Origin of the sequence: Gluconacetobacter liquefaciens (genome assembly GCF_003350405.1) — a bacterium.
In the GTDB taxonomy this organism is placed as follows: domain Bacteria; phylum Pseudomonadota; class Alphaproteobacteria; order Acetobacterales; family Acetobacteraceae; genus Gluconacetobacter; species Gluconacetobacter liquefaciens.
The window spans coordinates 42,874-68,018 of sequence record NZ_QQAW01000005.1; the positions used below are offsets into that span (position 1 = coordinate 42,874).

At 65.0% G+C, this 25,145-nt stretch carries 26 protein-coding genes; 13 read left to right on the forward strand and 13 right to left on the reverse strand.

Going from position 1 to position 25,145, the window contains the following annotated elements; translation table 11 throughout:
* Nucleotides 1-24 precede the first annotated feature (24 nt).
* The 5 genes from C7453_RS09980 (at nucleotide 25) to C7453_RS10000 (ending at nucleotide 5,877) form a co-directional block, all read left to right on the forward strand.
* Nucleotides 25-1,689, forward strand: a complete 1,665-nt coding sequence (locus tag C7453_RS09980; RefSeq protein ID WP_245948987.1) for an ABC transporter substrate-binding protein — start codon at nucleotides 25-27, stop codon at nucleotides 1,687-1,689.
* A 175-nt stretch (nucleotides 1,690-1,864) separates the two neighbouring features.
* Nucleotides 1,865-2,899: an ABC transporter permease gene (locus C7453_RS09985; RefSeq protein ID WP_114727406.1), complete on the forward strand. Its 1,035-nt coding sequence runs from the start codon at nucleotides 1,865-1,867 to the stop codon at nucleotides 2,897-2,899.
* The gene (locus C7453_RS09990; RefSeq protein WP_114727407.1) at nucleotides 2,899-3,873 is read left to right on the forward strand and encodes an ABC transporter permease; all 975 of its coding nucleotides are present in this window, start codon (nucleotides 2,899-2,901) and stop codon (nucleotides 3,871-3,873) included. The genes C7453_RS09985 and C7453_RS09990 overlap by 1 nt, the downstream gene beginning before the upstream one ends.
* Entirely contained in the window at nucleotides 3,863-4,873 is a 1,011-nt protein-coding gene (locus tag C7453_RS09995; protein ID WP_114727408.1) for an ABC transporter ATP-binding protein, read from the forward strand. Before C7453_RS09990 ends, C7453_RS09995 begins: the two co-directional genes overlap by 11 nt.
* On the forward strand, nucleotides 4,870-5,877 hold the full coding sequence (locus tag C7453_RS10000) for an ABC transporter ATP-binding protein (RefSeq protein ID WP_114727409.1): 1,008 nt from the start codon (nucleotides 4,870-4,872) through the stop codon (nucleotides 5,875-5,877). The genes C7453_RS09995 and C7453_RS10000 overlap by 4 nt, the downstream gene beginning before the upstream one ends.
* Before the next feature lie 80 nt (nucleotides 5,878-5,957).
* Here the strand turns inward: C7453_RS10000 and C7453_RS10005 are convergent, their stop codons facing one another.
* Nucleotides 5,958-6,752 (reverse strand): LytTR family DNA-binding domain-containing protein, encoded by a 795-nt coding sequence (locus tag C7453_RS10005; protein WP_114727410.1) that lies wholly within the window; start codon nucleotides 6,750-6,752, stop codon nucleotides 5,958-5,960.
* 147 nt (nucleotides 6,753-6,899) lie between these two features.
* Between C7453_RS10005 and C7453_RS10010 the strand changes: the two genes are divergently transcribed.
* The gene (locus tag C7453_RS10010) at nucleotides 6,900-7,871 is read left to right on the forward strand and encodes an alpha/beta hydrolase family protein (RefSeq protein WP_114727411.1); all 972 of its coding nucleotides are present in this window, start codon (nucleotides 6,900-6,902) and stop codon (nucleotides 7,869-7,871) included.
* A gap of 139 nt (nucleotides 7,872-8,010) precedes the next feature.
* Here the strand turns inward: C7453_RS10010 and C7453_RS19750 are convergent, their stop codons facing one another.
* From C7453_RS19750 to C7453_RS10025, 3 genes are all read right to left on the reverse strand, one after another.
* Nucleotides 8,011-9,882: a ligand-binding sensor domain-containing diguanylate cyclase gene (locus tag C7453_RS19750; protein WP_342767965.1), complete on the reverse strand. Its 1,872-nt coding sequence runs from the start codon at nucleotides 9,880-9,882 to the stop codon at nucleotides 8,011-8,013.
* Between the two features lie 16 nt (nucleotides 9,883-9,898).
* The gene (locus tag C7453_RS19375) at nucleotides 9,899-10,831 is read right to left on the reverse strand and encodes a hypothetical protein (RefSeq protein ID WP_245948969.1); all 933 of its coding nucleotides are present in this window, start codon (nucleotides 10,829-10,831) and stop codon (nucleotides 9,899-9,901) included.
* Between the two features lie 258 nt (nucleotides 10,832-11,089).
* Nucleotides 11,090-13,939 (reverse strand): diguanylate cyclase domain-containing protein, encoded by a 2,850-nt coding sequence (locus C7453_RS10025; RefSeq protein WP_170143185.1) that lies wholly within the window; start codon nucleotides 13,937-13,939, stop codon nucleotides 11,090-11,092.
* A gap of 344 nt (nucleotides 13,940-14,283) precedes the next feature.
* On the opposite strand from C7453_RS10025, the gene C7453_RS10030 reads away from it, so the two are divergent.
* The 3 genes from C7453_RS10030 to C7453_RS10040 all read left to right on the forward strand — a co-directional run bounded on the left by C7453_RS10030 (nucleotide 14,284) and on the right by C7453_RS10040 (nucleotide 17,849).
* Nucleotides 14,284-15,324, forward strand: a complete 1,041-nt coding sequence (locus tag C7453_RS10030; RefSeq protein ID WP_114727415.1) for an alpha/beta hydrolase — start codon at nucleotides 14,284-14,286, stop codon at nucleotides 15,322-15,324.
* A 392-nt stretch (nucleotides 15,325-15,716) separates the two neighbouring features.
* Complete coding sequence (gene dinB, locus C7453_RS10035; RefSeq protein ID WP_255318176.1) at nucleotides 15,717-16,820, forward strand: DNA polymerase IV; 1,104 nt, start codon at nucleotides 15,717-15,719, stop codon at nucleotides 16,818-16,820.
* A gap of 102 nt (nucleotides 16,821-16,922) precedes the next feature.
* Nucleotides 16,923-17,849, forward strand: a complete 927-nt coding sequence (locus C7453_RS10040; protein ID WP_114727416.1) for a 2-hydroxyacid dehydrogenase — start codon at nucleotides 16,923-16,925, stop codon at nucleotides 17,847-17,849.
* A 9-nt stretch (nucleotides 17,850-17,858) separates the two neighbouring features.
* Here the strand turns inward: C7453_RS10040 and C7453_RS10045 are convergent, their stop codons facing one another.
* Together C7453_RS10045 and C7453_RS18930 are read right to left on the reverse strand one after the other, a co-directional pair.
* A complete protein-coding gene (locus C7453_RS10045; RefSeq protein ID WP_114727417.1) occupies nucleotides 17,859-18,269 on the reverse strand; it encodes a hypothetical protein in 411 nt (136 codons plus the stop codon).
* Nucleotides 18,270-18,492: 223 nt separating this feature from the next.
* On the reverse strand, nucleotides 18,493-18,645 hold the full coding sequence (locus C7453_RS18930; RefSeq protein ID WP_170143186.1) for a hypothetical protein: 153 nt from the start codon (nucleotides 18,643-18,645) through the stop codon (nucleotides 18,493-18,495).
* A 339-nt stretch (nucleotides 18,646-18,984) separates the two neighbouring features.
* Here C7453_RS18930 and C7453_RS10050 point away from each other — a divergent pair, with 339 nt between their 5' ends.
* The gene (locus C7453_RS10050; protein ID WP_245948989.1) at nucleotides 18,985-19,896 is read left to right on the forward strand and encodes a lysophospholipid acyltransferase family protein; all 912 of its coding nucleotides are present in this window, start codon (nucleotides 18,985-18,987) and stop codon (nucleotides 19,894-19,896) included.
* A gap of 59 nt (nucleotides 19,897-19,955) precedes the next feature.
* Here C7453_RS10050 and C7453_RS10055 read toward each other — a convergent pair whose 3' ends face one another.
* Entirely contained in the window at nucleotides 19,956-20,183 is a 228-nt protein-coding gene (locus C7453_RS10055) for a hypothetical protein (protein ID WP_114727419.1), read from the reverse strand.
* Between the two features lie 318 nt (nucleotides 20,184-20,501).
* On the opposite strand from C7453_RS10055, the gene C7453_RS19635 reads away from it, so the two are divergent.
* Together C7453_RS19635 and C7453_RS10060 are read left to right on the forward strand one after the other, a co-directional pair.
* On the forward strand, nucleotides 20,502-20,636 hold the full coding sequence (locus C7453_RS19635; protein ID WP_255318174.1) for a hypothetical protein: 135 nt from the start codon (nucleotides 20,502-20,504) through the stop codon (nucleotides 20,634-20,636).
* 99 nt (nucleotides 20,637-20,735) lie between these two features.
* Nucleotides 20,736-21,158 (forward strand): CHRD domain-containing protein, encoded by a 423-nt coding sequence (locus C7453_RS10060; RefSeq protein ID WP_114727420.1) that lies wholly within the window; start codon nucleotides 20,736-20,738, stop codon nucleotides 21,156-21,158.
* Between the two features lie 20 nt (nucleotides 21,159-21,178).
* On the opposite strand, the gene C7453_RS10065 is transcribed toward C7453_RS10060, so the two are convergent.
* From C7453_RS10065 to C7453_RS19800, 6 genes are all read right to left on the reverse strand, one after another.
* On the reverse strand, nucleotides 21,179-21,511 hold the full coding sequence (locus C7453_RS10065; protein ID WP_174787947.1) for a DMT family transporter: 333 nt from the start codon (nucleotides 21,509-21,511) through the stop codon (nucleotides 21,179-21,181).
* 136 nt (nucleotides 21,512-21,647) lie between these two features.
* The gene (locus C7453_RS18935) at nucleotides 21,648-21,797 is read right to left on the reverse strand and encodes a hypothetical protein (RefSeq protein ID WP_170143187.1); all 150 of its coding nucleotides are present in this window, start codon (nucleotides 21,795-21,797) and stop codon (nucleotides 21,648-21,650) included.
* A gap of 261 nt (nucleotides 21,798-22,058) precedes the next feature.
* Nucleotides 22,059-22,319, reverse strand: a complete 261-nt coding sequence (locus C7453_RS19790; RefSeq protein ID WP_371858472.1) for a hypothetical protein — start codon at nucleotides 22,317-22,319, stop codon at nucleotides 22,059-22,061.
* 1 nt (nucleotide 22,320) lies between these two features.
* Nucleotides 22,321-22,560, reverse strand: coding sequence for a hypothetical protein (locus tag C7453_RS18940; RefSeq protein ID WP_170143189.1), 240 nt, complete (start codon nucleotides 22,558-22,560; stop codon nucleotides 22,321-22,323).
* Entirely contained in the window at nucleotides 22,550-22,720 is a 171-nt protein-coding gene (locus C7453_RS19795) for a nicotinate-nucleotide--dimethylbenzimidazole phosphoribosyltransferase (protein WP_141288823.1), read from the reverse strand. The genes C7453_RS18940 and C7453_RS19795 overlap by 11 nt, the downstream gene beginning before the upstream one ends.
* A complete protein-coding gene (locus C7453_RS19800) occupies nucleotides 22,645-23,043 on the reverse strand; it encodes a nicotinate-nucleotide--dimethylbenzimidazole phosphoribosyltransferase (RefSeq protein ID WP_114727638.1) in 399 nt (132 codons plus the stop codon). The genes C7453_RS19795 and C7453_RS19800 overlap by 76 nt, the downstream gene beginning before the upstream one ends.
* A 1,021-nt stretch (nucleotides 23,044-24,064) precedes the next feature.
* On the opposite strand from C7453_RS19800, the gene C7453_RS10095 reads away from it, so the two are divergent.
* Nucleotides 24,065-24,982 carry a hypothetical protein gene (locus C7453_RS10095; RefSeq protein ID WP_114727426.1) on the forward strand — a complete coding sequence of 306 codons (918 nt, stop codon included), beginning with the start codon at nucleotides 24,065-24,067 and terminating at the stop codon, nucleotides 24,980-24,982.
* Nucleotides 24,983-25,145 lie beyond the last annotated feature (163 nt).

A 25,145-nucleotide genomic window follows, 5' to 3' on the forward strand; every position in this document is an offset into this window, starting at 1 on the left:
GGCATGCTGGCGGTGCTGGCCGGTATGCCAGCCGCCCGTGCGCAGGATTCCGCGCCGCCGGGCAGCGCCCGGCCGGTGGGAGACGGGCAGACGCTGGGTAGCCCGCATCGTGGGGGGACCTTGCGGCTGGCGGCGTCATCCTCGGGCGGGACGCTCGACCCGCAGATCAATTATACCTCCGAATATGCCCAGCTTTTCACCGTGCTGTATGACGGGCTGCTGAATTTCCGCAAGGCGGATGATCGCACCAGTGACGATGTGGTGGCCGATCTGGCCGAGGCGGTGCCGCAGCCCGAGGATGGTGGGCGGACCTGGCGTTTCACCCTGCGGCAGGGGGTGCGTTTCTCTACCGGGCAGGAGGTCACGGTGGCGGATGTCGCGGCCTCGATCCGGCGTCTGTTCCGGGTCGGCAGCCCGACGGCGGGGTCGTTCTACGGTGCCATCGTCGGTGCCGATCTCTGCCTGCGCGACCCCGCGCACTGCACGCTGGCGGGTGGGCTGGAGGTCGATCCGGCGACGCGGGAAGTGGTCTTTCATCTGAAGCAGCCGGACGCCGAATTTCCGCAGAAACTGGCTTTTCCGCATGCCTCGATCCTGCCGGCGAACATGCCGGACCATGATCTGGGCAATGTGCCGGCACCGACCACGGGGCCGTACCGCTTCGTCAGCTACGATCCGGACCGGGGGGCGGTGCTGGAGCGCAATCCGTTCTTCCATGTGTGGAGCGCCGAGGCGCAGCCCGATGGCTATGTCGACCATATCCACTACGATTTCGGCCTGCCGGACGAAGCGGCGGTGACGGCGGTGGAAAACGGCCAGTATGACTGGATGTTCGACATGAAGCCGCTGGACCGGCTGGGCGAACTGGGCGCGCGCCATACCAGGCAGGTGCATATCCGCGCGCTCTACGGCATCTATTACGTGCCGATGAACGTCAATCTTCCGCCCTTCAACAACCGTCTGGCCCGTCAGGCGGTGAACCGGGCGCTGGACCGGCGGGCGATGACCATCCTGTATGGCGGCAGCGCCGTAGCGGGGCCGCTCTGCACCATGGTGCCGCCCGGCATTCCTGGTGCCCTGGATGAATGCGCCTATACGAAGGGGGCGGACCTGGACCATCCGGCGCCCTCCTGGCAGGAGCCGGACCTGGAGGGTGCACGCCGGCTGGTGGCCGCCAGCGGTACTGCCGGGCAGAAAGTGACGGTGGTGGTGCAGAACACCAATGTCGAGATGAGCATGGGGGTGTGGCTGCGCAACATGCTGCAGGCCATCGGCTACGACGCCAGCGTCAAGCCCCTGGCCCATGCGGTGCAGCTTGGATACATCCAGAATACATCGAACCATGTGCAGATCAGCGTGACGGACTGGTTTGCCGATTATCCCTCGGCCTCGAATTTTCTGGACGATCTGTTCGGCTGCGAGAATTTCCATCCCGGCACCGACAATTCGATCAACATCGCGGGCTATTGCGACAAGGAAGCCCAGGCGGCGGTGGATGCGGCCAAACAGGAAACCGATCCGGCACGGGCCGCGCAACTATGGACGCAGGCGGGGCGGATCATCGCCCGGGATTCTCCGGCTGCGCCGGCCATTCGCATCAATTATATTGATCTGGTATCGTCCCGGTTGGGCAATTATTTCTATTCGGACCTCTATCACATGATCTTCTCGCAGGTATGGGTTCAGTGAGGCGAGGGGGCGCGTTCCCCTGTTTGCCGACCATGGCGCATACCGTTCGGAATGGATCTGGCCGGCGGCCAGCCGCTTCGCTTCGGTGCCTCAAAACATACGCCGGACGTCGCTCTGTCGGGTTGCGCCCGCCTGGCAGCCCATATTCCCCGACAGGTTCCGAGGAGGTCGCTCCATGACTGCGCAGACCGTGACGGGCGCGTCCTCGTCTTCTTCCGCGCCCCGGCCTGCCGGGCCGTGGCGCAGGGCCGGGCGCAGGCTGGCGCGCGATCGCGCGGCGATGGTGGCGTTGGCGGTGCTGCTGGCGGTGACGGCGGCGTGCCTGATGGCGCCGTTTTATGCGCGCGACGTGGCGCATACCGATCCGTTCACCTCCAACGTCGCGGGAGCAGTGATGATCGACGGGCGCAGCGTCGACATCATGCAGCCCAATGACAATCCGCTGCATCTGGGCCTGTCGCCGATCGGACCGACCTGGCGCGCCTCGGCCGACCTGCTGGGGGCGGACAGCCAGGGGCGGGATCTGGCGGCGCGCCTGCTCTATGGCGGGCGGACCTCGCTGCTGATTTCCTTCTGTGCCGCCGCGCTATGCATCGTGCTGGCAGCCGTCGTGGGCATCGTCGCCGGTTATGTCGGGGGGATCGTGGATGCCGTGCTGTCGCGCATCATGGACATCATGTGGGCGGTACCCGTCTATCTGTTCGCGATCTCGCTTTCCATCGTGACTGTCAGCCAGGGATTGAAGCTGGGACCGATCACGATCGGCAGCGACAATCTGCTGATCCCGATCTGCATCATCGCGCTGGTCTATGTGCCCTATGCGGCGCGACCGGTGCGCGGGCGGGTGATGTCGTTGCGCCGGGCGGAATTCGTCACCGCCGCGCGGGCGCTGGGGGTGCCGGGTTATCGCATCGTGCTGCGGGATATCCTGCCCAATGTCACCGGCACGCTGGTGGTGCTGGCGCCGCTGATGATGGCGCTGGCGATGATGGCGGAATCGGCGCTGTCGTTCCTTTCCATCGGCGTGCAGGCGCCCGGCGCGTCGTGGGGGACGATCATCCAGGATGGCGAGGGGCTGATCTATACCCGCCCGATGGTGGCCATCGCGCCGGGGTTGGCGATCGTGATCGTGGTGCTGGCGCTGAACGTGTTGGGGGACGGCATGCGCGACGCGCTGGATGTGCGCGACAGCGGGCGGGAGCGCGGCTGATGGTCATGAGCGTCCTGCGGCGTCTGGGCCAGACGCTGTTCGTGCTGTTCGGGATTTCGGTGCTGGTGTTTCTGGTGTTCTTCGCCACGCCGGGAGCGGACCCGACGGCGCGCATCGCCGGCCGCAATGCCTCGCCTGAGACGATGGCGCGGGTGCGCGTGGAATACGGGTTCGACCGGCCCTTGCCGGTGCAATATGCGCGGATGATGGAAAAGCTGTTCGTGACGCGGGACCTGACCTCCTACGTCAATCGCGGGCAGAAGGTGGTGCCGGAGATTCTGGAGGCGGCGCCGGTCACGGTGTCGCTGGTTTCCGGTGCCGCGCTGATCTGGGTGGTGCTGTCGGTGGCCATGGGCGTGACGGCGGCGGCCCTGCGTGGTGGCTGGGTGGATCGCGGCCTGATGATGCTGGGGCTGGTCGGGATTTCGATTCCGGTCTTCTGGCTGGGGCAGGTGGTGAATCTGGTGACGCAGAGCCGCTATCACGATAGCTGGCTGTTTTCCTGGGTGCCGGGGCTGGGCTACGTGCCGCTGACCGAGGACCCGTTGGGCTGGTTCCGCGCGCTGGCCCTGCCGTGGCTGACGCTGGCGGTGCTGTTCGTGGGCATCTACAGCCGTGTGCTGCGTGCCGATCTGGTGGCGGTGCAGAGCGAGGATTTCATGCGTACCGCCCGTGCCAAGGGCCTGTCGCCCATGCGGGTGCTGCTGGTCCATGGGCTGCGTACGTCGATGATCACGTTCGTCTCGCTGTTCGGGCTGGATTTCGCGCAACTGGTGGGCGGCGGCGCGCTGTTGACGGAGGTGGTGTTCGGTTTGCAGGGCGTCGGGCGGCTGACCTATCAGGCGCTGTCGAATCTCGACCTGCCGCTGATCATGGCGACGGTGATGTATTCGGCGGTGTTCGTCGTGATCGCCAATGCCGTCGTGGACATGCTGTATCTCTTCCTTGACCCTCGGGTGCGCGATGGACGGTGACATGCTGCTGGCGGTGCGCGACCTGACGGTGGCGCTGCCCATCGGCGGGCGGCTGGTGCCGATCGTCGAATCCGTATCCTTTACGCTGGGCGCACGGGAAATCCTGGGTATCGTGGGGGAGTCCGGCTCGGGCAAGAGCGTGACCTCGCTGGCGATCATGGGGCTGATTGACGTGCCGGGGGCACGCATCAGCGGGTCGGTGCGCTTTCGCGGGCGCGAACTGGTAGGGTTGGCACCGCGAGCCTATCGCGCGCTGCGCGGGCGTGAGATCGCGATGATCTTTCAGGACCCGATGACCGCCTTTACGCCTGTCTATACGGTCGGGCGACAGATCGATGAACAGATCCGCGCGCATCAGAAGATCTCGCGCAGCGATGCCCGCGCGCGCACCGTGCGCCTGCTGGGCGACATGGGCGTGCCGGACCCCGAGCGGGTAGCCGGGCGCTATCCGCACCAGCTTTCCGGCGGCCTGCGCCAGCGGGCGATGATCGCGATGGCGCTGTCGTGCAATCCGGCACTGCTGATCGCCGACGAACCGACGACGGCGCTGGATGTGACGGTGCAGGCGCAGATCCTGGACCTGCTGCGCGGATTGCGGCGGGATTACGGGTCGTCGGTGCTGCTGATTACTCACGACATGGGCGTGGTGGCCGAGACCTGCGACCGTACGCTGGTGCTGTATAGCGGGCTGGTGGCCGAGCGTGGACCCACCGGCGCATTGTTCGCGCAGCCGGGGCATCCGTACACGGCGGCGTTGCTGGATTCGATTCCGCCGCTGCATGGGCCGCGTCCGGCGCGTCTGCCCTCCATTCCCGGCAGTCCGCCGGCCCCCGCCGGGCGCCCGGCTGGCTGCCCCTTCGCGCCGCGCTGCGCCTATGTGCATGATTCCTGCGCCGTGCGGCCGCCGCTGGTTGCATGCGGGGAGCAGGATGTCGCCTGTGTGCTGCCGGCTGAAGGGCGCCCGCTGCCGCCGCGTTTTGTTGCGGAGATGAGCGCATGACCACCCGGCCGGATGCTCCGCCATCTCCGCTGATTGCAGCGGAGGATTTACGCATGACCTACCGCGTCGGGCGCGGGCAGGTGCTGCGCGCGCTCGACGGTGTGTCGCTCGCCGTCAGGCCCGGTGAGGTGCTGGGGCTGGTGGGCGAGTCCGGCTGCGGCAAATCGACCCTCGGCCGCTGCCTGCTGCGGCTGGTGCAGCCGAGTGGTGGGCGCGTCGTCTTCGATGGCACCGACATCACCATGTTGCCCGAGCGGCGCCTGCGCCCGCTGCGGCAGGACATGCAGATGGTGTTTCAGGATTCCTATGCCGCGTTGAATCCGCGCCGCCGGGTCGGCGATCTGGTGGCCGAGCCCTTGCGGGTGCATCCTGCCCCCAGCGGCGGGCGGCGCAGCCGGGGCGAGATCGCCGCCCGGCTGGCGGAACTGATGGATCTGGTGGGCCTGCCGCAGACGGCGCTCGAGCGCTATCCGCACGAATTTTCCGGCGGCCAGCGGCAACGGATCAACATCGCCCGCGCGCTGGCGCTTTCCCCCCGGCTGGTGGTCGCCGATGAACCGGTGGCGGCGCTGGATGTGTCGATCCAGGCGCAGATCGTGAATCTGTTCATGGATCTGCGCGACCGGCTAGGGCTGACCTATGTGTTCGTTGCGCATGATCTGGCGGTGGTAAGGCAGATTTCGACCCGCGTCGCGGTCATGTATCTGGGCGCGATCGTCGAACTGGGCGAGGCCGACGCCGTGCTGCACCATCCGGCCCATCCCTACACGGCCGCCCTGATCGCGGCCGTGCCGGAGCCGGTGGTGCGCACGCAAGGGCTGCCGCCACCATTGCGTGGCGACGTTCCCAGCCCGATCGCGCCACCGCCGGGCTGCCGGTTTCACACGCGCTGCCCTGTGGTGCGCGAGCGTTGCCGGGTCGATCCGCCGCTGTTGCGCGCTCTGCCGGATGGGCGTGACGTGGCCTGTCACTATCCGTTGGTGGAGGAGCGGGCGGGGCCTTGAAGCCAAGTTGCCCCTTTGCGACGGAAAGAGTTGTTTCGGCCGGATTCTGTTCCGCCCGGCCATGATCCCGCCTGAGGCGGTTAGTCTGCCTTGCCGGTTTCGGCCAGCCATCCTGCCGCGCGGAGGACCGGGACGTTGGATCGCGAAACCGGCGCTGTGACACCGTTTGCCAATGTCAGACGCATCGCGCGCGCCGGGCCCTCCACTTGCCGCACGGCGTTGCGTGCCACCCACCAGGAGCGATGGATGCGCAGGCCGTCGAGCGCGGCGACAGCCTCGATCGCGCGTGTCATCGACATGAGATGCAGGGTCGAGCCGGCATGTGAATGAACGCGCACATAATGATCTTCCATCTGCAGGGCGAGAACCCCTGTTCCCAGCCCGGCTGTCTTGTCGGGAAGCGATGGTGCCGGTGCATCGGTGACGGGGAGTGCGGTGGGGATCGCCGCCCTGCGCAGGTGCCTCAATGCGATGGCGCTGCCCAGGGTCGTGGGCAGTGCGATTTCCAGTACCTGTATGTACCAGGTCATCCAGCCGGGCAGGACATGTTGCAATGTCGGCCAGAGAAGTAGCGCGCCGCTGCGGGTAAGGAGGGCCTGCGGCACGCTGGCGACCAGGACGAACCCTGCCAGCACGTACCAGAATGCCGGCCTTTCTGGCGATACGATCCGGCGGGTGGCGACGACGGCAGCGCCATAGAGGGCGAGGCCCAGCCAGGCCGCCCCGGTCCAGTAGCCGATCCGCAGCAGGGTGCCCTGATTGAGGTAACTGCCGAACGGCCCCAGCGGGCCGAGAAAACAGCCGAGAGCAAGGACCGCACATGCTGCCTGCGCGAGAGGTGCTTTCGGCAGCGCCCTGGCCGTAATGGCGGTCATCTGCTGATATCGTCCCTTTCTGAGCCTGTGCAAACCCGTTCGCCCGGCTACGCAGCCCATTCGCCCATTGGCGAATGTTAGGTGGTCCGGGCGGGGGAAACCCGCTCTCCTGCCGGTCTTTCCACCCTTTTCGACGGATTGGCCACCATGTTCAACAGACTCCTGATCGGCGCGCTTTTCACCCTGCTTTGTCCGCTGTTGGCGCCAGCGCGTGCCAGCCCGCCTGCTACCGTCGGATTCCAGTACGCCCGGATGCCGGACGGCACCGAAATCGGTATCTGGTACCCCACCTGCGGGACGACGCAGCATCAGGCGCTGGGATTATACGAACAGGATTGTGTGGTCGGGACAGAACCGGTCGGATCGGCGCATCCTCTGGTCGTCCTGTCGCATGGCAACGGAGGATCGTTCACCGGTCATCTCGACACAGCGCAGGCGCTGGCGCGCGCCGGCTTCATCGTCGCGACCCTGACGCATCCGGGAGACAATTGGCAGGACCAGAGTGCGGCGACCCGCATCGAACGGCGTCCCGTGGCGTTGAGCGCGCTTATCACCTACATGTTGCAAGCTTGGCCGTCGCGGAACCGGATCGATGCCGCGCGTGTCGGTGCATTCGGCTTTTCCGCTGGTGGTTTTACGGTGCTCGCAGCGGCTGGAGCGCGGCCCGACCTAGCCCAGTTCGCGCCGCATTGCCGGGAGCATCCCGGCTTTTATGACTGTGTCCTGCTCCGTGCCCATCCGCGAGAAAACGGCGGGCATGGCTGGGTCGGTCGTCGGGACGGTCGGATCAAGGCGATCGTCGTGGCTGCTCCTGCTCTGGGTTTTGCATTTGACCGGACAGGACTGGCACCCGTCACGATACCGGTGCAGCTTTGGAAAGCGGGCCGGGACGCGATCCTGCCTGCGCCTTATTATGCGGATGTCGTGCGGGATAATCTGCCGCAGGTGCCGGATTTTCATCTCGTGCCCGATGCCGGGCATTTCGATTTCCTCGCACCTTGCATTGCGACTGCGATGTCCAACCCGATCTGTACCAGCAGGGCCGGGTTCGACCGCAGCGCCTTTCATGCGCGGTTCAATGCAGCAGTCGTCCGGTTCTTCCAAAGTCACCTGCGCTGAGAGGTCGGACGCCGTGTCGTGATGACATGCCAGTGAAAGCCGTGGTTGCGGACTGGACGGTCTGGATCGGCACGCGGTTGATCTCCGAACCGGATCGTGTCCATGGCAGCCGCCCCCGGTCGCTCGGCGACGGTGAGGCTTATGGGGCCAGCACGACCCGGTCGCGTCCTTCGGCCTTGGCGCGATAAAGCGCCTTGTCGGCGCGGGCGATCAGGCTCTGCCAGGTCTCGTTCGCACTGGCCATGGCGACGCCGGCGCTGACCGTGACCACCAGGTCCGGCACGCCGGTCGGAATGGGCAGGCCGTTCAGGAAACGGCAGAGGGCTTCCATGTGGGTTGCGGCGGCACGCTCGCCGGTGAGTACGACCAGGAACTCCTCGCCGCCATAGCGGCCGGCGGCGTCGCCCTTGGTCATGGCCTGGCGCAGGCGGCTGCCGAGGCCGGCCAGGACTTCGTCGCCGATCAGATGCCCCCAGCCGTCATTGATCTGCTTGAAATGATCGACATCGATCAGCCCGGCCATCAGCGGCGTGCCGGCGGGCAGTTCGGCCAGGGCGGATTGCAGGAGGGACTGGATGGCGCCTCGGTTCAGCAGGCCCGTCAGGCTGTCGAGGCGAGATTGTTCGATCAATGCCTGATGGGCGGCGCGGATTTCACGGGTCTGGCGCTCGACGATCGTCTGGAGCTTCTGGCGTTGCTTGATCAGCAGTCCGACCCGGACGCGCCAGGCCATGTAGCCGGCCAGCAGCACGCAGGCCGCTGCGAGGCAGAGCACGGGCCAGCGTTCCCACCATGGATAGGCCATGGTGATCGTGGCGGTCACGACCGCGGATTGCTGATGGCGGTCCGGATCGAAGGCCACCAGCATGAAGCGATGGGTGCCGGGTGGTACCGAGGGGTAGCGTACCGACCCTTCGGTGGTCTCGACCCAGCTTTCGTCCACGCCCTCCAGTTGGTAACGGAACCGTATGCGCGGTGCGTCGCGATAATCCAGCGTGCCGAACATCACGCGCATCGGCGCGTGGCTGAAGGCGATCGGCTCGCCATGATAGGGGTTCTGGCCCAGTTCCATGGCGGTGATGACCGGCTGCAGGGAAATATTTGCCAGCAGCGCCTCGGGTTGGAGAAGGTGCGACAGGCCGCGGCTGGTGCCGATCCAGAGCGAGCGGTCCGTGTCCTCCAGCAGGCTGTCCTGGTCCAGATCGTTGGTGGCCAGTCCGTCAGCCTCGGTGATCGTGATCCAGCGACTGCCGTCGAAGACGTTCAGCCCGCGATCCGAGCCGGCCCAGACGCGGCCCTTGTGGTCGACCATCAGGCTGTACAGGATCGCGTTGCCGACCGTGGCTGCGTCGTAGAATGTCACGTCGTCGATGCGGTCGCCGTCATGCGTCAACCGATAGACGCCGCCCTGGCCGCCGATCCACAGCCGATGGTCGTCCTGCTGGTCGATCACGTAAGGGGCGAAGGTCGCCAGCGGCCATCTGGGCATCACGACTGTCGTGGTGCCGTCGGGGTGGCGGACCACCAGTTGCTGCCGCTGGAGCAGCCATAATGTGCCGGTCGTGTCGATTTGTCCCCTGACATAGGAACCGGTGAGGCCCTGAACGGGGACGGGGTCCTGGTCGCGCCGGCCGGCATCGGCCAGCCACGCCCCGTGATCCGACAGCAGCCAGATATCGTCGCCGTTGCCGATCAGGATCTGGTTGACGCGCTTGATCGCGAGGTCGCGCCGCCAGGTGCTCTGCGTATCGTGCAGGCTCACGCCTTCGGGACCGGACTGCCAGAGGATGCCGCGACGGTCGATGGCAATGTGCAGGCCGGCTTCCCCGATGGTGCGGACGACCGTGTTGGTTCGGGTATCGAGTGCGCTGATGCCGGTGTCGGTATCGATCCAGAGGGGACCTGCGGGCTGGTGGGCCATCTGCCAGATGACGTCGCTGGCCAGGCCGTCACGCCGGGTGAAGGTCTCGAAGATGCCGAACCCCGTGGCGCGCGTCAGGCCGTACCCCATGCGGCCGATCCACAGGTTACCCTGCTTGTCGAACAGAAGCGCCGTCAACGGTGAGTCGGATTGTTCGCCGTCCAGGGTAACGGATTTCCAGTTTCCATCGGTCCGGATGGCCAGTTGATCGTCGTCGGCCTGGGTGACCAGCGCCCCTCGGGGGGGACCAGGACATGGTGAGCAGATGCTGGTAGTTTTCATATTGGCGCTCCGCATGCGGGATCGTTTCGACATGCGGAGCCGTGGTGCCGCGCGGAACGACGACGAGTTCATGCAGGGTCCGTGCGAAAACCGTGCCGTCGCGATCCTGGAGGATTGCTTCCAGCTGGCGCGGCTTAGCCATGGGGGGCAGGGAGCGGCAGTGCAGGGTGGGCCCCGATACGGCGCACAGGCGGCCGTCGCTGGTGCCGATCCATAGCGTATCGCCATCGGCATGCAGGGCCGATACGTCGGTCAGCGGATCGTCGCGCATTCCCAGCGTCTTGGCCAGAAGGCTGATACGTTCGCCTGTGGCATCTTTCTGAATGAACAGCAGGCGATCACGGTCGGTCACGACCAGCCCGTCATGCCAGGGCACGATCTTGCGGTGGCTGTCATGTCCCAGCGGATGTCCGCGATCGATCGGCAGGAAATGCAACTGGTCGGGAGAACGCGTGCCTGCAATATTGTATGCGACGTAGATCATGTCGGCATACGCCAGGATCAGGTCCCCCTGTCTGGTTACTGCTGCGCCGACGCCCACGCCGGCGGCCGGCAGGCCCTGCCTCGGGCCGGCAGGCAGGAAGCGCCTGCCGTCGAAGAAGAAGAAGCCATGCTGCGTAACCACCAGGATCTGGCCTGTCGGCAACTCTATCGCGGATATGACAGAGAGATTCGAAAGACCGCTCGTGGCGTCATAGAGCGTGGTGGGGATCGTCTGCCCGTGTGCCGACGGCGACATGACTGCGACGAACGCCACGATACAATGCAGGAATGCCAGGCAGGCCAGAATCTTGCGGCGCCGAAATAACGGGCGACGCTTTTTTTCCGGGGGGCCGTGCATTGTGAACAAACTATCGAGATCCTGGGCAGGTAACGAGTCCGTATTGCCATCGGAGAGTATGAGGGAGAGTGGAGGAAGAGGCAATATTTGTGATTATAAAAACAACGTTCTATTTTCTCAAACACATTTCGGTATAGGACGCATGCGTCGGGGAAAAAGAAGAATGAAAACCCTTCAGGGGGCTTCGATCACCCGATCGCGCCCCTCTGCCTTGGCGCGGTAGAGGGCCTTGTCGGCGCGACCGATCAGACTTTGCCACGTTTCGCCGGGGCGCGCCTCGGCCACGCCGGCGCTGACCGTGACATGCTGGCCCGACGGCCGGTCGGGGCTGAGCGGCCAGTTCAAGAAGCGGCAAAGTGTGCGCATGCGGTCTCCTGCCGGCTCCTGGCCTGTCAGCACGACCAGGAACTCCTCGCCACCATAGCGCCCGGCAGCTTCCTCCGGGCGCAGTTCCCGGCGCAGGATCCTGCCGATTTCAGTCAGCACCTCATCGCCGGCCAAGTGCCCCCAGCCGTCGTTGATCTGCTTGAAATGATCGACATCGACCAGCCCGGCTGCCAGCGGAACCTCTGCGGACTGTTCGGCCAGACAGGCTTGCAGGTGGGTCTGGATTGCCCCCCGGTTGAGCAGGCCTGTCAGGCTGTCCAGACGGGCCTGCCGGATCAGCGCCTGATGCGCGGAGCGGATTTCCTCCGTCTGGCGGTGGACGATCTCCTGCAGCTTCCGGCGCTGCTTGATCAGCAGCCCCACCCGGATGCGCCAGACCATGTAGCCGGCCAGCAGAAAGAACAGGGTTGCCAGGAGCAGTACGGGCCAGCGCTCCCACCAGGGATAAGCCATCTCGACGCGGGCGGATATGATCGCGGAGTGTTGATTCCGGCCGGGGTCGTAGGCCATCAGCAGAAAGCGATGGGTGCCAGGCGGCATGGAGGGGTAGCGCACCGATCCGTCGCCGGTCTCGTTCCATCCATCGTCCGCGCCTTCCAGACGGTAGCGGAAATGTATTCGTGGCGCGTCGCGATAGTCCAGTGTGCCGAACGTCACGTGCAGCGGTGCACGGCTATAGCGCACTTTCTCGCCATGATATGGGTGCTCGCCCAGTGTCATGGCGGTGATGACGGGCTGGAGGGGCATATCGCGCAGAGCATCGTCCGGCTGCACGAGGTGGGACAATCCCCGGCTGGTGCCGATCCAGAGCGAACCGTCGGCGTCTTCCAGAAGACTGTCCTGGTCCAGGTCGTTGGAGGCCAGTCCGTCCGCTTCGGTGATCGTGGTCCATCGCTGGCCGTCGAACACGCTCAGCCCGTGGCTCGATCCGGTCCAGACACGGTTCCGCCGGTCGATGAGAAGATTGTATAACGTGTTGTTTCCGGTTTCGGTCGGGCCATAGAATTTCAGGCTGGTTACCCGGTCGCCGGCGTGGGTCAGTCGATAGAGGCCGCCATGTCCGGCGATCCATAATTGATGGTCATTGCGGGCCTTGATCAGATAGGGAACAAACGTCGGCAGCGGCCATGTGCGCAGGACGACCGCTTGGCTGCCGTCCCGATGCCGGGCCAGCAGATGGCGCCCTTCGAGCAGCCACAGCGTGCCGGCCGCGTCGATGAAGCCTGTGGAATAGGAACCGCTCAATCCCGGCACCTGGGCAGGGGGCTGGTCGCGTCGCGCCGTATCGGCCAGCCATGCGCCCTGATCGGACAGTAGCCACAGATCGTCCGCAAGGCCCGGCAGGATCTGGTTGATCCGCTTGATGGGATAGTCGCGTTGCCAATCCGTGAGGAGATCGTGGCGGGAGACACCATCCGGTCCGTCATGCCAGATACAGCCGTGGTGGTCGGCGGCTATGAAGAAGGCGGCGTGCGGGATGGTCCGAAGGACGGTGTCGCTATGGGTATCGAGCGCGCTGATGCCGGTATCGGTGGTAATCCAGAGCGGGCCGCCGGGTTGACGGATGACCTGCCATATGACGTCTCCCGCCAGCCCGTTTCTGCGCCCGAATGTTTCGAAGACCGCGAAGCCTCTGGTCCGGGCCAGGCCGAATCCCATCCTGCCGATCCATAATGCGCCCTGCCTGTCGAACAGCAGAGTACTCAGGGGCGACGTCGATTGTTCGCCGTCCAGGGACCGTATTTTCCATTCTCCGCCGGCGAGCACGGCCAACTGTCCGTCGTCCGTCTGGGTGACCAGCTTGCCTGCGGGAGACCAGGACATGGTCAGGAAATGCTGGTAATTCTCATATTGTCCTTCGGCATGAGGAATTTTTTCGACAGTTGCGGGTGTCGGCGCGGGTGGAACCGTCACGAATTCATGCAGGGTCCGGGCGTAGAGTGTGCCGTGATGGTCCTGGACGATCGCTTCCATCCGGCGTGGGGCGGCCAGCGGGGGCAGGCTCGGACAATGCGGGGGCTGCTTGCCCAGCGCGCACAGGTGTCCGTCGCCCGTGCCGATCCATAGCGTATCGCCATCGGCGTGCAGCGCTGAAACGTCTCTGAGAAAATCCTCTTTCAGAGAAAGTATCGTTGCGAGACGGTCGATGCGTTCGCCCGTTCCGTCGGGGTGGACGAACAGCAGATGGTCGTGCTCGGTAATGACCAGACCGTCACGCCAGGGTTCGATCTTGCGATAGCTGTCATGACTAAGCAGATCTCCGGTATCGACCCGCACGAAGTGCAGCCTGTCAGGGCTGCCGGCGGTCGCGAGATCGTGCGCGACATAGATCATGTCGGCATAGACCAGGATCAGGTCTCCCCTGCTGGTCAGGGCGGCGGCTGCGCCGGGTGCGCCCGGCGGTAGCCCCTGTGCAGGGCCCAGGGGAAGAAACTGTCGACCGTCGAAGAAGAAAAACCCTTCCTGCGTCGTTGCCAGGATCTGTCCTGCCGGTAACTGTATTGCCGAGAGGACTGAAGTATTGGTCAGGCCGCTTGAAGCATCATGAAGCGTCGTAGCGATCGTCTGGGCTTGTAGCGGCAGAGTGGCGGTGATGGTAAGGAATGCAGCACATAAAATGGGTGCTACCCGCAGCACGGCTCCGCAACGCAGATGAGAGCGACGGCGACCGGTTTTCTCAGGATGGCGGGGCATGGTGATTGAAATACAGGACCCTGTCCGAGCGACGCCCCGTGTCGCCGATCGGGAAGCGCGCAGAAGATTGCAGATGAGAGAGCGGGCAATGTCGGTGCTTATATGAGGCATTCTGCGCCTGCTTCAATGGTTTCCTGCCTTGGGGCCTGTTTGGCCGTGGGTGTCGGTGAACGAAAGCGGCCGATGCGTTTCGCGCTCTTGAAAGTCACCCGTCGTGAAGTACAGGAAACGCGCAGAGACTATGCTGTCGGCGTTATATGCCCTGAGACAGGGCTTGGGGGTAGTTGATGACGTGGCGACGCCTTGTCTTGTTTGCAGGATTGCTGGGTGTGGGGATCGTGCTGGGGCCGCGCGTGCGGCCGTGGAACGGGGTGCCCACGATGCCGGCCGTGCCCTCCGATCCTGCCGCGCTGACGGCGTGGATCGCGGCTGGTGAGGCGGCGGCCGGCCCCCTGCGCCCCGGTGCTGAAGCGCGGATCGTCTGGGTCGATCCGGCGCATCCCGCGCGCACCGCCTGCGCCATCGTCTATCTGCATGGTTTCACCGCCAGCCAGGGCGAGGGCGCGCCGGTCCATGCCGATCTCGCGCGTCTGTTCGGCTGCAATCTCTATCTGGCGCGCCTGCCGGGCCATGGACTACAGGCGCCGGATGCCATGCGTGGCCTGACGGCGGAGCGGCTGGCACAGGGGGCGGCGCGGGCATTGGCGATCGGTGGGGCGATCGGCGAGCGGGTGATCGTGATCGGCACTTCCACCGGCGGAGCCCTGGCACTGGATCTCGCGGCGCGCTTTCCGCAGGCCCTCGCCGGGCTGGTTCTGTGGTCGCCACTGGTGCGCGAACGGGGGAACCAGTTGGACCCGCTGTTCTGGCCGTGGGGACTGCAATTGATGTGGCTGGTGCATAATCACGGCCATGACGTGACGCACGCCCCTGCGCAGGGGCCGGTCTGGACCGGGGATGTGCATGTCGATGGCTATGTCGCGCTGGCCGAATTGACGCGCGGGCGGATGGTCGGGCCGGTGTTCCACCAGGTCACGGCGCCGGTCTTCCTCGGTTATTACGACCGTGATCCGGCGCATACTGACCCGACGGTGGAGGTGCCGGCGATGATGGAGATGTTCGGGCAACTGGGCACTCCGGCGGCCATGCGCCGTCAGGTGAATTTTCCGCAGGCCGACAGTCATGTGATCGCCTCGCCGCTGCGCTCACGCACCCCGGACGCCGTGTGCCGGGCCACGCGCGATTATCTGCATGATGTGCTGCATCTGCCCTATGCCCCGGATGGCGACCCGGCCGTATGCGATACGGTGCGTCCACTCCCAGGCTAGCGCGTGGCCTTATGCAAGCCGGCGGTGCATGGGTGCCTCTCTCCGCATGAATGGTCGCTAAAAGATTGATTTATATAAGGTTAAGAAACGGAAATCTGGAAGAATCCGGTTTTCCGGCACTAGTCAGGTAGAAGGAGAGGCGGATAAAATGCCGCAGGCACCGGGGCAGATGCGCCCCGATTGTCGCATCCAAGGAAGTGAGACCGATGGCTGAATGTCCGACGAACTGTAAGATCAAGTCCCCCTGCGTGAAGGGGCTCCTGGCCGTGGGTCTGGTTGCGGCGCTGGCCTTCGTGGTCAAGAAAGTGTTTTGCAACAAGAACTGAGCCTGAAGATTCCGTCCCGGCCCCGTGCCGGGGCGGCGCCTTTCCGGCCACGCGGGTAAAGCCGTGGTGGGATGGGAAGGGGCAGCGCCCGCGATCCGGCGGATCATTCATGTCGACATGGATGCGTTCTATGCGTCGGTCGAGCAGCGGGACGATCCGGCCTTGCAGGGCCGGCCGGTCGCCGTCGGCGGCAGTCGGCAACGCGGAGTGGTCGCCGCTGCCAGTTACGAGGCCCGGCAATATGGCGTGCGTTCGGCCATGCCGTCGGTCACCGCGCGGCGCAAATGCCCCGAACTGGTCTTCGTGCCACCGCGTTTTGATGTCTATCGGGCGGTCTCGGCTCAGATCCACGCTATTTTCGCCCGTTATACGACGCTGATCCAGCCGCTTTCGCTTGACGAAGCCTATCTGGATGTGACGGTATCGCTGATCGCCCACCCGTCCGCCACCGCGATCGCCGAGGAAATCCGGGCCGCGATCCGGGCGGAGACAGGGCTGACAGCCTCGGCCGGCGTGTCGTACAACAAATTCCTGGCCAAGCTGGCATCGGATTACCGCAAGCCCAACGGGCAATATGTCATTACCCCGCGCATGGGTCCGCGCTTCGTCGAGACCTTGCCGGTCGAGCGGTTCCACGGCATCGGTCCTGCCACGGCGGCGCGCATGCACGCATTGGGTATCCGCACCGGACTGGATCTGCGGGCGTGGGACATGGAGCGTCTGGCGCGTCATTTCGGTCGGGCCGCCGCGTTTTATCATGGCATCGCGCGCGGGGTGGACGAGCGGCCGGTGGAGCCTGACCGCAAGCGCAAATCCATCGGCGCCGAACGTACGCTGGAGCAGGATATCCATCATTGGGAGCAGGCCCTGGCAGTGCTCGATCTGTTGGTCGACCGGGTATGGGCGGCTTGCGGCAAGCGGGGGTTGGGCGGGCGCACGGTTACGGTGAAGGTCCGTTATGCCGATTTCCGCCATACCGGCCGGACCCGTTCGCTCGCCGCCCCTCTGGCATCCCGCGCCGCATTGCGGGAGGTGGCAGTGGGGTTGATGCGGCCGTTCTTTCCGCCCGAAATGGGGGTGCGCCTGCTGGGGGTGACGCTTTCGAACCTCGATGATGGGGAAACCGCCGCATCGGGCACGCAGTTCGCCCTCGCGCTGGACGCATCCTGACGCGGGGTGGCTGAGCGCTTGCCGCGAGCGGGAGAAATGGCCCATAAATCACGGGTTTCCGGCGCCGATATCGTGGCCGGGCGCATCGCGGGATAGCATGAAATGGCGTTGCTTGTCAGAACTTCACGCGACCGGACGGCGGCCTGGCGCACGGCGCTGCATCAGGCGGCTCCCGATCTCGATATCCGGATATGGCCCGAATGCGGCGACCCGGCGGAAATCACCGCGCTGCTGACCTGGAAAGCGCCGCCCGATCTCGTGCAGCGTTTTCCCAACCTGCGGGTTATCTTCTCGGAGGGTGCCGGGGTCGACCAGTTTCTTTCGCTGGACCTGCCGGATACCGTCAGCCTGGTGCGGATCGTCGATCCGGCGCTGACCGGGATGATGGTGGAATATGGCACCTGGGCCACGCTGGCCTTGCATCGGCGGATTCCGGCCTACCAGCGGGCGCAGGCCGCCCATGAATGGAGGGGCCTCCCTCATATGCTGGTGCGTGACCGACGGGTGGGCGTGCTGGGGCTCGGTGTGCTGGGGCGCGCCCTGCTGGAGCGCCTGCGGTTGTTCGGTTTCGATTGCGCCGGCTGGAGCCGGGGGGCGCATGCGCTCGACGGCGCGATGTGTTTTGCCGGGGCCGAAGGGCTTCAGCCGTTCCTCGCCCGGACCGACATTCTGATCTGTCTGCTGCCGCTGACCGACGAGACGCGCGGTATCCTCTCGGCAGCCCATTTCAACGTCATGCCGCGCGGTGCGGCGCTGATCAATTGCGGGCGCGGCGGCCATCTGGTGGAGCAGGACCTGCTCGATGCGCTGGCGTCCGGCCAGTTGTCCCATGCGATTCTCGATGTCACGACGCCGGAGCCGCTACCCGTAGATCATCCGTTCTGGGACCATCCGGATGTCACGATCACGCCGCATGTCGCCAGCGACACGACGCCGACCAGCGCAGCCGCCCAGGTGATCGAGAACCTGAAATGCCTGCAACGGGGCGAGGTGCCGGTCGGGTTGGTCGATCGCCAACGCGGTTACTGAACGAGCGGGTTAGCGCCGCACCGGGTCTTCGCCGTGGCAACCGGTATGACCGAAGCGGTTGAAACGCTGTTTCGTGCCATACCGGCGCACGGCGAGCGGAAGTTCCGTCGCGAGAGCTGTCAGAGCCTCGTCATCGCTCCACGCCGTCTCGTGAGTGAGGACGGCCAGCAGCTCGCCGGGGAGCAGGAGGCGGGCCGTCATTTTATCGACTGCCGTCGGGGTGTCGGTCAGGCTCCAGGCCCGCACCACGTCGTACAGGCCGACATCGGCTGCCCGGTGCAACAGGGTATCATAGCCATTGCGCGGTTCGCCGCTGGCGAGAAGGTCGTCCAGGCAGGCCGCGATTTCCAGTGACCTGTCTGGGAGGGCGGAGGCAGCCTTCGGCTCGGGGCCGGGGGCGCCGGAATGTGCTGTCGTCATGGACAATCTCCCAAGTTCCCATCTTTTCATCCGGGACGGGTGGACCGCCGGCTTCGCAAAATGACGGCAAGCGGGAGGGGAGGCGGTGACCCGGCCTCTTACATGGGAATCGACGCGGACCCGGCGCAGGGGGCCGGAGATCACGAACTGGGGATGTCCGGCATGCGATGGGCGCAGAGCGCATCATTTCCGCCGGCCCGGGCCCTTGCCCGCCCCCTGGCTGTCAATGCGAGGTTACGTGGCCGGATGACGGCGGGTCGCTGGCCGGGAAGCTGTCCTTCAGTTCCTCGTCCAGGTTGGCGTCGTCCTGCTCGGTCGTGTGGTCCGGCTTCTTGTCGTCGGGTTTTGGCGGTGTCGGTTTCGTGTCGCTCGACATGATGACCCTCCATTATCGGCGTGTGCCCCGATTGGCGCACGCACCGGAACCTCAACGTGGGATCGCCGGGGTTGTTCGCCCACCTGTCGGCCATGTGATGTCTCGCGCGGGGACCGGCCTTCATTGACATGGCGGCCGATTGGTGATGCATGACCGCTGTCAGGCGGCCCCAGGCGGGGCTTTTGATGCAGCGTTCCAACCGGGTTATGATCGGTTCATGAAGTTCGTTCCTTGCCGTAGCCGGTATTGCCTTGTTCTCCACCGGGCCGTTGGTCCATGAGCGCGCGCCGGCCTGGGCCGACCCGGGGCTCGGCCCGACCCGATCTGTCCTTAGCCGACATGGAAAGCCCGCCCGTTCCGTCGGGTAGTCGCCTGTCGGCGCGTCTGCGAGCGGCCGCGCGCCTGTTCGCCATCATCTGCTGGGTGCCCTCGTCGGTGTCGTTCGAGGCCCTGCTGCTGCTGGTGCCGGGCACGGCGAAGATCCGCTGGACCCGCGTGATCTGGGGCGTGCTGTGCCGGCTGCTGTCGATGAAGATTCGTGTGTCAGGCAGCCGGGCCGGCACCGTGGGCGGTGCCAAGGCGCGCGCGCGCGGCGAACGGCCGGTGATCTATGTGTCCAACCATTGTTCATGGCTAGATGTGCCGGTGTTGGGCACCGTGCTGCCGTCGGTGTTCGTGGCCAAGGGCGATATCGGCGCCTGGCCGGTCATGGGTACCGTCTCGCGCATCGGGCGGACGATCTTCGTCAGCCGTCAGCGCAGTACGACCGGGCGCGAGCGCGACGAAATGGTCAGCCGCCTGATCGAGGGCGACAATCTGGTCCTGTTCCCCGAAGGCACGTCGTCGGACGGCATGCGTGTACTGCCCTTCATGTCGGCCTTCTTCGCGATCGCCAAGATGCCGCCCATGCGCAAGGGGGCAGAGGCCGACCCGCCGATGCTGACCTACGCGCCCGGCATGGCACCGCTGATCCAACCGGTTTCACTGGTCTATGACCGGTTGGACGGACTGAACGTCAATCGCCATCGCCGGCCGGTCTTTTCCTGGTATGGCGACATGGATCTTGCGCCCCATGTCTGGCAGCTCCTGCAATGGCGTTCGATGCGCGCCAGCGTGATCCTGCATCCGCCGCTCGATCCCGACGCCTTCCCCAGCCGCAAGGCGCTGGCCCAGGCCGCGTGGAAGGCTGTGGCGGAAGGGGCGGCACAGTTGCGTCGCAATGCCGAGGACGTGGACCCGCAGGCTTCGTAGGAAGCCTGTCCCGTCGAAACGGGGCATGCCAACGGGGCAGCCCGGGCGTCGAGGCCCCGTCAGTGGCGCGCGTGACGTTGCGCGCGGGGGTGGTCAGGCCATTCCATCAATACATTTTCCACGGCTTGCGGATCGGTGCGGTCGGCCTCGGCGAACAGTTCGTCGGCGCGGGCCTGATCGCCTTCCTCCTCGGCCTTCAGCGCGGCTTCGGCCAGGCGGCGCGCCTGTTCGTGCTTTCCTGCATCGGCGTCGGTCGGGCGGTCATCATTGTCGGCGAAGCGGGACATGGCTGCGATTTCCTCAGATTGCCAAGCCTATGATGTGTGGTGGAGTCGCGATGCTGTCCAGCCCTCCCGTGAATGGAAGGTGGTTGCTGCGTGGCGGCGCAACCTTGGGCTATCTTCGGGCGTTACCGCGGTATTCAGTCCGCGTCTTATTAAGTTAACAGGAATATCTGTTCGCCTGCGTATAGAAGCAGAGGGGAGCAGGGTTCGGGCCGGACGGAGAGTGACCGCTGCTCAAAAAAGCCTGTCTCTTGCCATGATTCGAGCACAGGTGGTGGTCATTACAGACACGATCGGATTGGTTTTCATCAGGAGGGCATAATGGTCTATCTGGGAATGATGAGCCTGGCGTCGGGTCTGCTCATTGCCTGTGGCATTCAGGTCGCGCGATTCGTCGATACGCGGGTTGATCCGGACCTCTCGGCGCTGAACCGGTCGGCCGGTCTGGATATCTGACAGTCGCCATGATGGTGTCGGCATGATGCCTGCGGGCGCGGCGTCGCTGCGTCCGACGGGTTCGTGTTCTGCCGGTCTTTTTCAATGGAGATATGGGTCATGCGTCGTTCCCTGCTGTTCGCCGGCCTGCTGATGGCAGCACCGGTCGCGGCCCTCGTGCCGGCCGAGGCGCGTACTGTCCAGGTGTCGGGCGAATTCGTCCCGGTCGCCGGTGCGAACGAGCATCCGACAGGGACCGTGACCGGTAGATTGAATGAAAAACGCAATCTGCTGACCTATCGTATCGAATGGCGCGGATTGAGCGGCGCTGTCATGGCCGCCCATTTTCATGGTCCGGCCGATGCGGAACACGATGCCGGAGTGCTGGCACCGATCAAGGGGCCCTATACCAGCCCGTTAAGCGGCGCGGTGATCCTCACGCCCGAACAGGTCAACATGCTGCGGGCAGGCAATATCTACGTCAATCTTCATACTGCCGCCCGGCCGGATGGCGAGGTGCGGGCCCAGTTGAAGGTTCGCTGATCCCGCTCCCGTAGCGCCGGTCAGTGCCCGGCGCTACGGGAGAACAGGTTGATGACGGCAACCCCCAGCACGATCAGCGCCATGCCGGCCACGGCCGGGGCATCGAGGCGCTGTTTCAGCCAGATCCAGTTGATGGCGGAAATCAGGACGATACCAGCGCCCGACCAGATGGCGTAGGCAATGCCCGTCGGCAGCACGCGCAGAGTCAGCGACAGGAAGAAAAAGGCGACCCCATAGCCGCCGAAGGTCAGCAACGTCGGCACCGGTCGGGTGAACTGGCCCGTGTATTTCAGGCACGATGTAGCGAAGACCTCGGCGATGATGGCCATGGCGAGATAGAGATAGGCCGTCACGTCCTGCATGGTCCTCGATTGGGGGCTTCCGGCGGGTTCCGGTCCGGCGGATCATGCCTTAACCGGAACCTGCTTGGGAAGTTTCACCGAGGCTCTTCCTGCCCCCGCTCGCGCGCGTCGCCGTGTGTCGATGGCTTCAGGGGCTGATGATCGTCGGGGATACCAGGATGCTGGCCAGGATCGCGGCGACCAGCACGGCCACGACGATGACGCCGCCAAGGATCTGCCTGCCTTTGTTCATCACTCTGTCGTCGCCGGGAATTCCGGCCAGACGTTTGTTGTCCATGACCTGTGTTCCTTCCATCCGGATGACGGCGTGCGGATCGCATGCGCCCGGGAGTCTGCCGGGAAATACATGCAGGGGTGCTGTCAGCATGTATCAGGCTCCTCACAGGCATCTGGTATGGCCGGGGCGCCGAACAAGCCGGGGCGGCGGCAATCATGCGTATGTGATGGGGCGCCCCGCCACCCCAGTGGCGCGGCGATGGTCACCAGGCTCAGGACGCAGCATTCGACGCTGACGGGGGAGCGCCGAGCACGTCTCCCGTCAGACCACCGATCTGCTGCCGTGCCAGGCGGCCGACCAGCAGCGTAGTCCCAGCCGCGATCCAACATGTAGGGCAGCGTGGCGGCCAGCCTGTCCCGCCGAGCCGGCGTCATGACTGTGGACAGGACGGCCATCGCCGCCTGGCCCGGGTCCGACAAGTTCATGTGCGCCCACTGACGCCCACACCGGCGGCACGGTGAGTACGTTGCCGGAGCCTTCGCCCGGGCACGGCCCCAGATCCAGCAACGGGTCCACGCCCATGTCACGAGCCAGCGCGTGATGCACGGCCTTGGCAGAACGGTGCGAAAGGCAGGTGTGGAGCCGGTTCCGTAGCGTGCAGCCGCCCAAGCGGCGTCGCGGTGGTGCTGCATACGAAAGCACCGAGCAGAACCGGGATGCGGCGATGCCGCACCGCATCCAGCATGGCCGCCGTCAGCGGATCGTTTTCGCAGGCGGCATGACGGGCCTGGGCGAGATCGACGATCAGGACCTTATGCGCCACGCCTTACGCATTCGGGTCGGTGCCGCAGATACAGTGCTGCCGCCAATATGGCGGCGGGTGTGGTGTTGCCGATTCTCATCTCGCTCACGCACAGCAGGTCGGTCTGCACGTTGACCATTGTATAACCGCTCGTGAAATCTTCGGCCGGATTGCCGACCATCTGGCCGCCCACGGTGAAACCCCATGGCGAACGGCCTCGTGATTACCGGCGAAGATTACGATCCGCACATGCTCCAGCATCGGCGCCGTGCGACGCTGGCATGCGCCCGGCCATGCGGCGAGATCCTTCAGACGGCTGAGGCTGCCGCCTGGTTTCGTCGATGTGGCTTCGCGCGTGGCGATGGTCTGCCTGGCTGGGTCGTCGGGAGGTACAGGCCGACGCACGTGGCGTGCAGGTTCGTAAAGTTTGAAAAAACATGGTGGCACGCGGATGGACGCGCATGGCGGGCTTTGTGTGGCGTTACGTCTCCGGTTGCAGGACATCAGGAGATAGGCAGGGTGGCAGCGCCGGGAACGGTGACCGACCACATGCTGACGCCGGGAGGCGGGCGATCCGGAAAGGCGGTATCTCTGGTCACTGCGCCCCCGGATCTATCTGGATCTATATTGTCACCACCCATGCCTGGGATGGCGAAATGCAAGGACGAATCGTCCGGCATCGCGACAATCGCGTCGCCGGTGGATTGCCTGTCTAGGCGATTGACCAATCTTATGCTTGCGGAAAGCGATATCGCATCAGAGACCGATGGCTCACCCAACCCATGGCTGGTGTCGGCGAAGGCCGGATGATCGTGAAATGCGGCGATTGCTGCTTGAGGTGCACCGGGATGAGCGGCCTGACGTTCTGTATCTGATGAGCGCATGGCTGGGCGTGTGCGGATGCATGCCATCCTGTCGCGACCATCGGCGGGGAGCGCGTCCTCCGTCTGGAGGAGGCGAGGGCGTTGCTTCTGGGGCCGAGATCCCGCGATGATACTCATGCCCGTTCGTTCGAAGACTTTCGAAATCAAACCGGCATCGAGCCAGACCGGTCGGCCGGAGGACGCCGGGAAATCGGCTGACAGGACGGCCGATTTCTTGTCTCCGCCATTCCCGACGGCTGCGACGCGGGGTTTCGGTTGCTCTTCCCTTGCGTCGTGGCGTGTCGGATCGACAGCCGCGACGCGGATTCTGGAAGAAGCGTGAAATTTTGTATATTTTGGAAAATATAATAAATAATAATAGAAAATTATAATTCATGCGGGAATGTGTTTTGGGATGACGCGATGGTATCCGCAGGTATGCAAGAAAAAATGAGGCATGGTTCATGCTTTGACTTGACAGCGGCCGCCGCAACGCCGAGATGATGCCAAAGAAGAAAGATATTTTTTCGACCATCCAGGCAAGCCATCGGTGATGGCGGCGAATGAAAACGGTCTTTCAGAATTCCGGTTTCCGATCATGCCGGCATGGCGCGCGGTCGTCGGACTGTTGGTCGTTAAGACAACGAAAGGTTACACCTGTAATGAGTGATGAAACGAAAGCCACCCGTCGCCGGGCGTCCCGCAAGGATGTCGAGACTGTGGTGACGACGCCCGCAGCACCCGAGCCGGCGCCTGCGAAGCATGGGCGCGGGAAGGCCAAGGCCGCCGCCACCAAGATTGAAACGGCTCCTGTCGCGCCGGCCCCCGTCGCGGCCAAGGTCGAGGAAAAGCCGGCGCGTCGCACGCGTGTTGCCAAGGCGGCCAAGGTGGCGGTAGAGCCGGTCGTGGCACCCGTGGTGCCTGCGCCCGCACGTCGCCGTGGCACGCCCCGTACGACGCTGAAGGTTGGCCCCGTTGCGGAAGAAGCTGTGACATCGCCCCGCAAACCCGCCAAGAAGGCGGCTGCCAAGCCCACCACCACGCGCAAGGCCGCGATCGTGGCGGCGCCGGTGGTCCCGGCCAAGGTGCCTGCCCGTCGCAAGGCTGCCGCCGTGGTCGCCGCTCCGGTCGAGGCTCCCAAGCGGGGTACGAAGGCACGTGCTGCCGCAGTCGTAGAAGCCAAGCCGGTTTCGGTAAAAACCCGTAAAACCCCGACGAAGTCGGTCAAGGCGGCACCAGCGCCGGAAGTGAAGGCCCCGGCTGCGAAGGCCAAGGCTGCCGCCGGTCGCAAGGCCGCGCCGAAGGAAGTGGCCAAGCCGACGGCGAAGGTCGCGGTGAAGGCAGCGGCGAAGCCTGCCGCAAAGATCGTTGCGAAGGCGGCAAAAGTTCCGGCCAAGGGTGCCAAGGCGCCCGTGCCGGCCAAGAAGGCGGTTGCTGCCAAGGCCGCACCGACGCCGCAGCGTGGAACCGGTCGCCGTATGGCGAAGGGTGATCGCACGGCGGTCGATGCATGGCGCGAAGCGCGCGAGGCGCGCAAGCAGGTGCGTCTGGCGCGTCTGGCTGCAGCGCGCGGTCAGTAATCAACGCCTTGCGCTGCCGGCCATAGGTTAAAGCCCTTCGTTCGAAAAGGGGCGACACGTCATGGGCGTGTCGCCCCTTTTTTTGTCATTGTCTTAAGGTGTGCCGCAAGAAAAACCATGTGTCGGGAAACGGACAGCGACTGTTCGCACAGTGCGGGTGGCT

Bases quoted from the DNA above. Each gene is read 5' to 3' on its own strand.
- C7453_RS19790 (WP_371858472.1), bottom strand. From the start codon at position 22,319: ATGGGCGTGGACCCGTTGCTGGATCTGGGGCCGTGCCCGGGCGAAGGC.
- C7453_RS18935 (WP_170143187.1), bottom strand. From the start codon at position 21,797: ATGGACAACAAACGTCTGGCCGGAATTCCCGGCGACGACAGAGTGATG.
- C7453_RS10005 (WP_114727410.1), bottom strand. From the start codon at position 6,752: ATGACCGCCATTACGGCCAGGGCGCTGCCGAAAGCACCTCTCGCGCAG.
- C7453_RS10055 (WP_114727419.1), bottom strand. From the start codon at position 20,183: ATGTCCCGCTTCGCCGACAATGATGACCGCCCGACCGACGCCGATGCA.
- C7453_RS10050 (WP_245948989.1), top strand. From the start codon at position 18,985: ATGGAAAGCCCGCCCGTTCCGTCGGGTAGTCGCCTGTCGGCGCGTCTG.
- C7453_RS10040 (WP_114727416.1), top strand. From the start codon at position 16,923: ATGGCGTTGCTTGTCAGAACTTCACGCGACCGGACGGCGGCCTGGCGC.
- C7453_RS19800 (WP_114727638.1), bottom strand. From the start codon at position 23,043: ATGTCCTGCAACCGGAGACGTAACGCCACACAAAGCCCGCCATGCGCG.
- C7453_RS19635 (WP_255318174.1), top strand. From the start codon at position 20,502: ATGGTCTATCTGGGAATGATGAGCCTGGCGTCGGGTCTGCTCATTGCC.
- C7453_RS10045 (WP_114727417.1), bottom strand. From the start codon at position 18,269: ATGACGACAGCACATTCCGGCGCCCCCGGCCCCGAGCCGAAGGCTGCC.
- C7453_RS09980 (WP_245948987.1), top strand. From the start codon at position 25: ATGCCAGCCGCCCGTGCGCAGGATTCCGCGCCGCCGGGCAGCGCCCGG.
- C7453_RS09990 (WP_114727407.1), top strand. From the start codon at position 2,899: ATGGTCATGAGCGTCCTGCGGCGTCTGGGCCAGACGCTGTTCGTGCTG.
- C7453_RS10030 (WP_114727415.1), top strand. From the start codon at position 14,284: ATGACGTGGCGACGCCTTGTCTTGTTTGCAGGATTGCTGGGTGTGGGG.
- C7453_RS19750 (WP_342767965.1), bottom strand. From the start codon at position 9,882: ATGGGGTACGGCCTGACGCGCGCCACGGGGTTCGGCATCTTCGAGACC.
- C7453_RS09985 (WP_114727406.1), top strand. From the start codon at position 1,865: ATGACTGCGCAGACCGTGACGGGCGCGTCCTCGTCTTCTTCCGCGCCC.
- C7453_RS18930 (WP_170143186.1), bottom strand. From the start codon at position 18,645: ATGTCGAGCGACACGAAACCGACACCGCCAAAACCCGACGACAAGAAG.
- C7453_RS10060 (WP_114727420.1), top strand. From the start codon at position 20,736: ATGCGTCGTTCCCTGCTGTTCGCCGGCCTGCTGATGGCAGCACCGGTC.
- C7453_RS10095 (WP_114727426.1), top strand. From the start codon at position 24,065: ATGAGTGATGAAACGAAAGCCACCCGTCGCCGGGCGTCCCGCAAGGAT.
- C7453_RS10000 (WP_114727409.1), top strand. From the start codon at position 4,870: ATGACCACCCGGCCGGATGCTCCGCCATCTCCGCTGATTGCAGCGGAG.
- C7453_RS09995 (WP_114727408.1), top strand. From the start codon at position 3,863: ATGGACGGTGACATGCTGCTGGCGGTGCGCGACCTGACGGTGGCGCTG.
- C7453_RS10010 (WP_114727411.1), top strand. From the start codon at position 6,900: ATGTTCAACAGACTCCTGATCGGCGCGCTTTTCACCCTGCTTTGTCCG.
- C7453_RS19795 (WP_141288823.1), bottom strand. From the start codon at position 22,720: ATGGTCGGCAATCCGGCCGAAGATTTCACGAGCGGTTATACAATGGTC.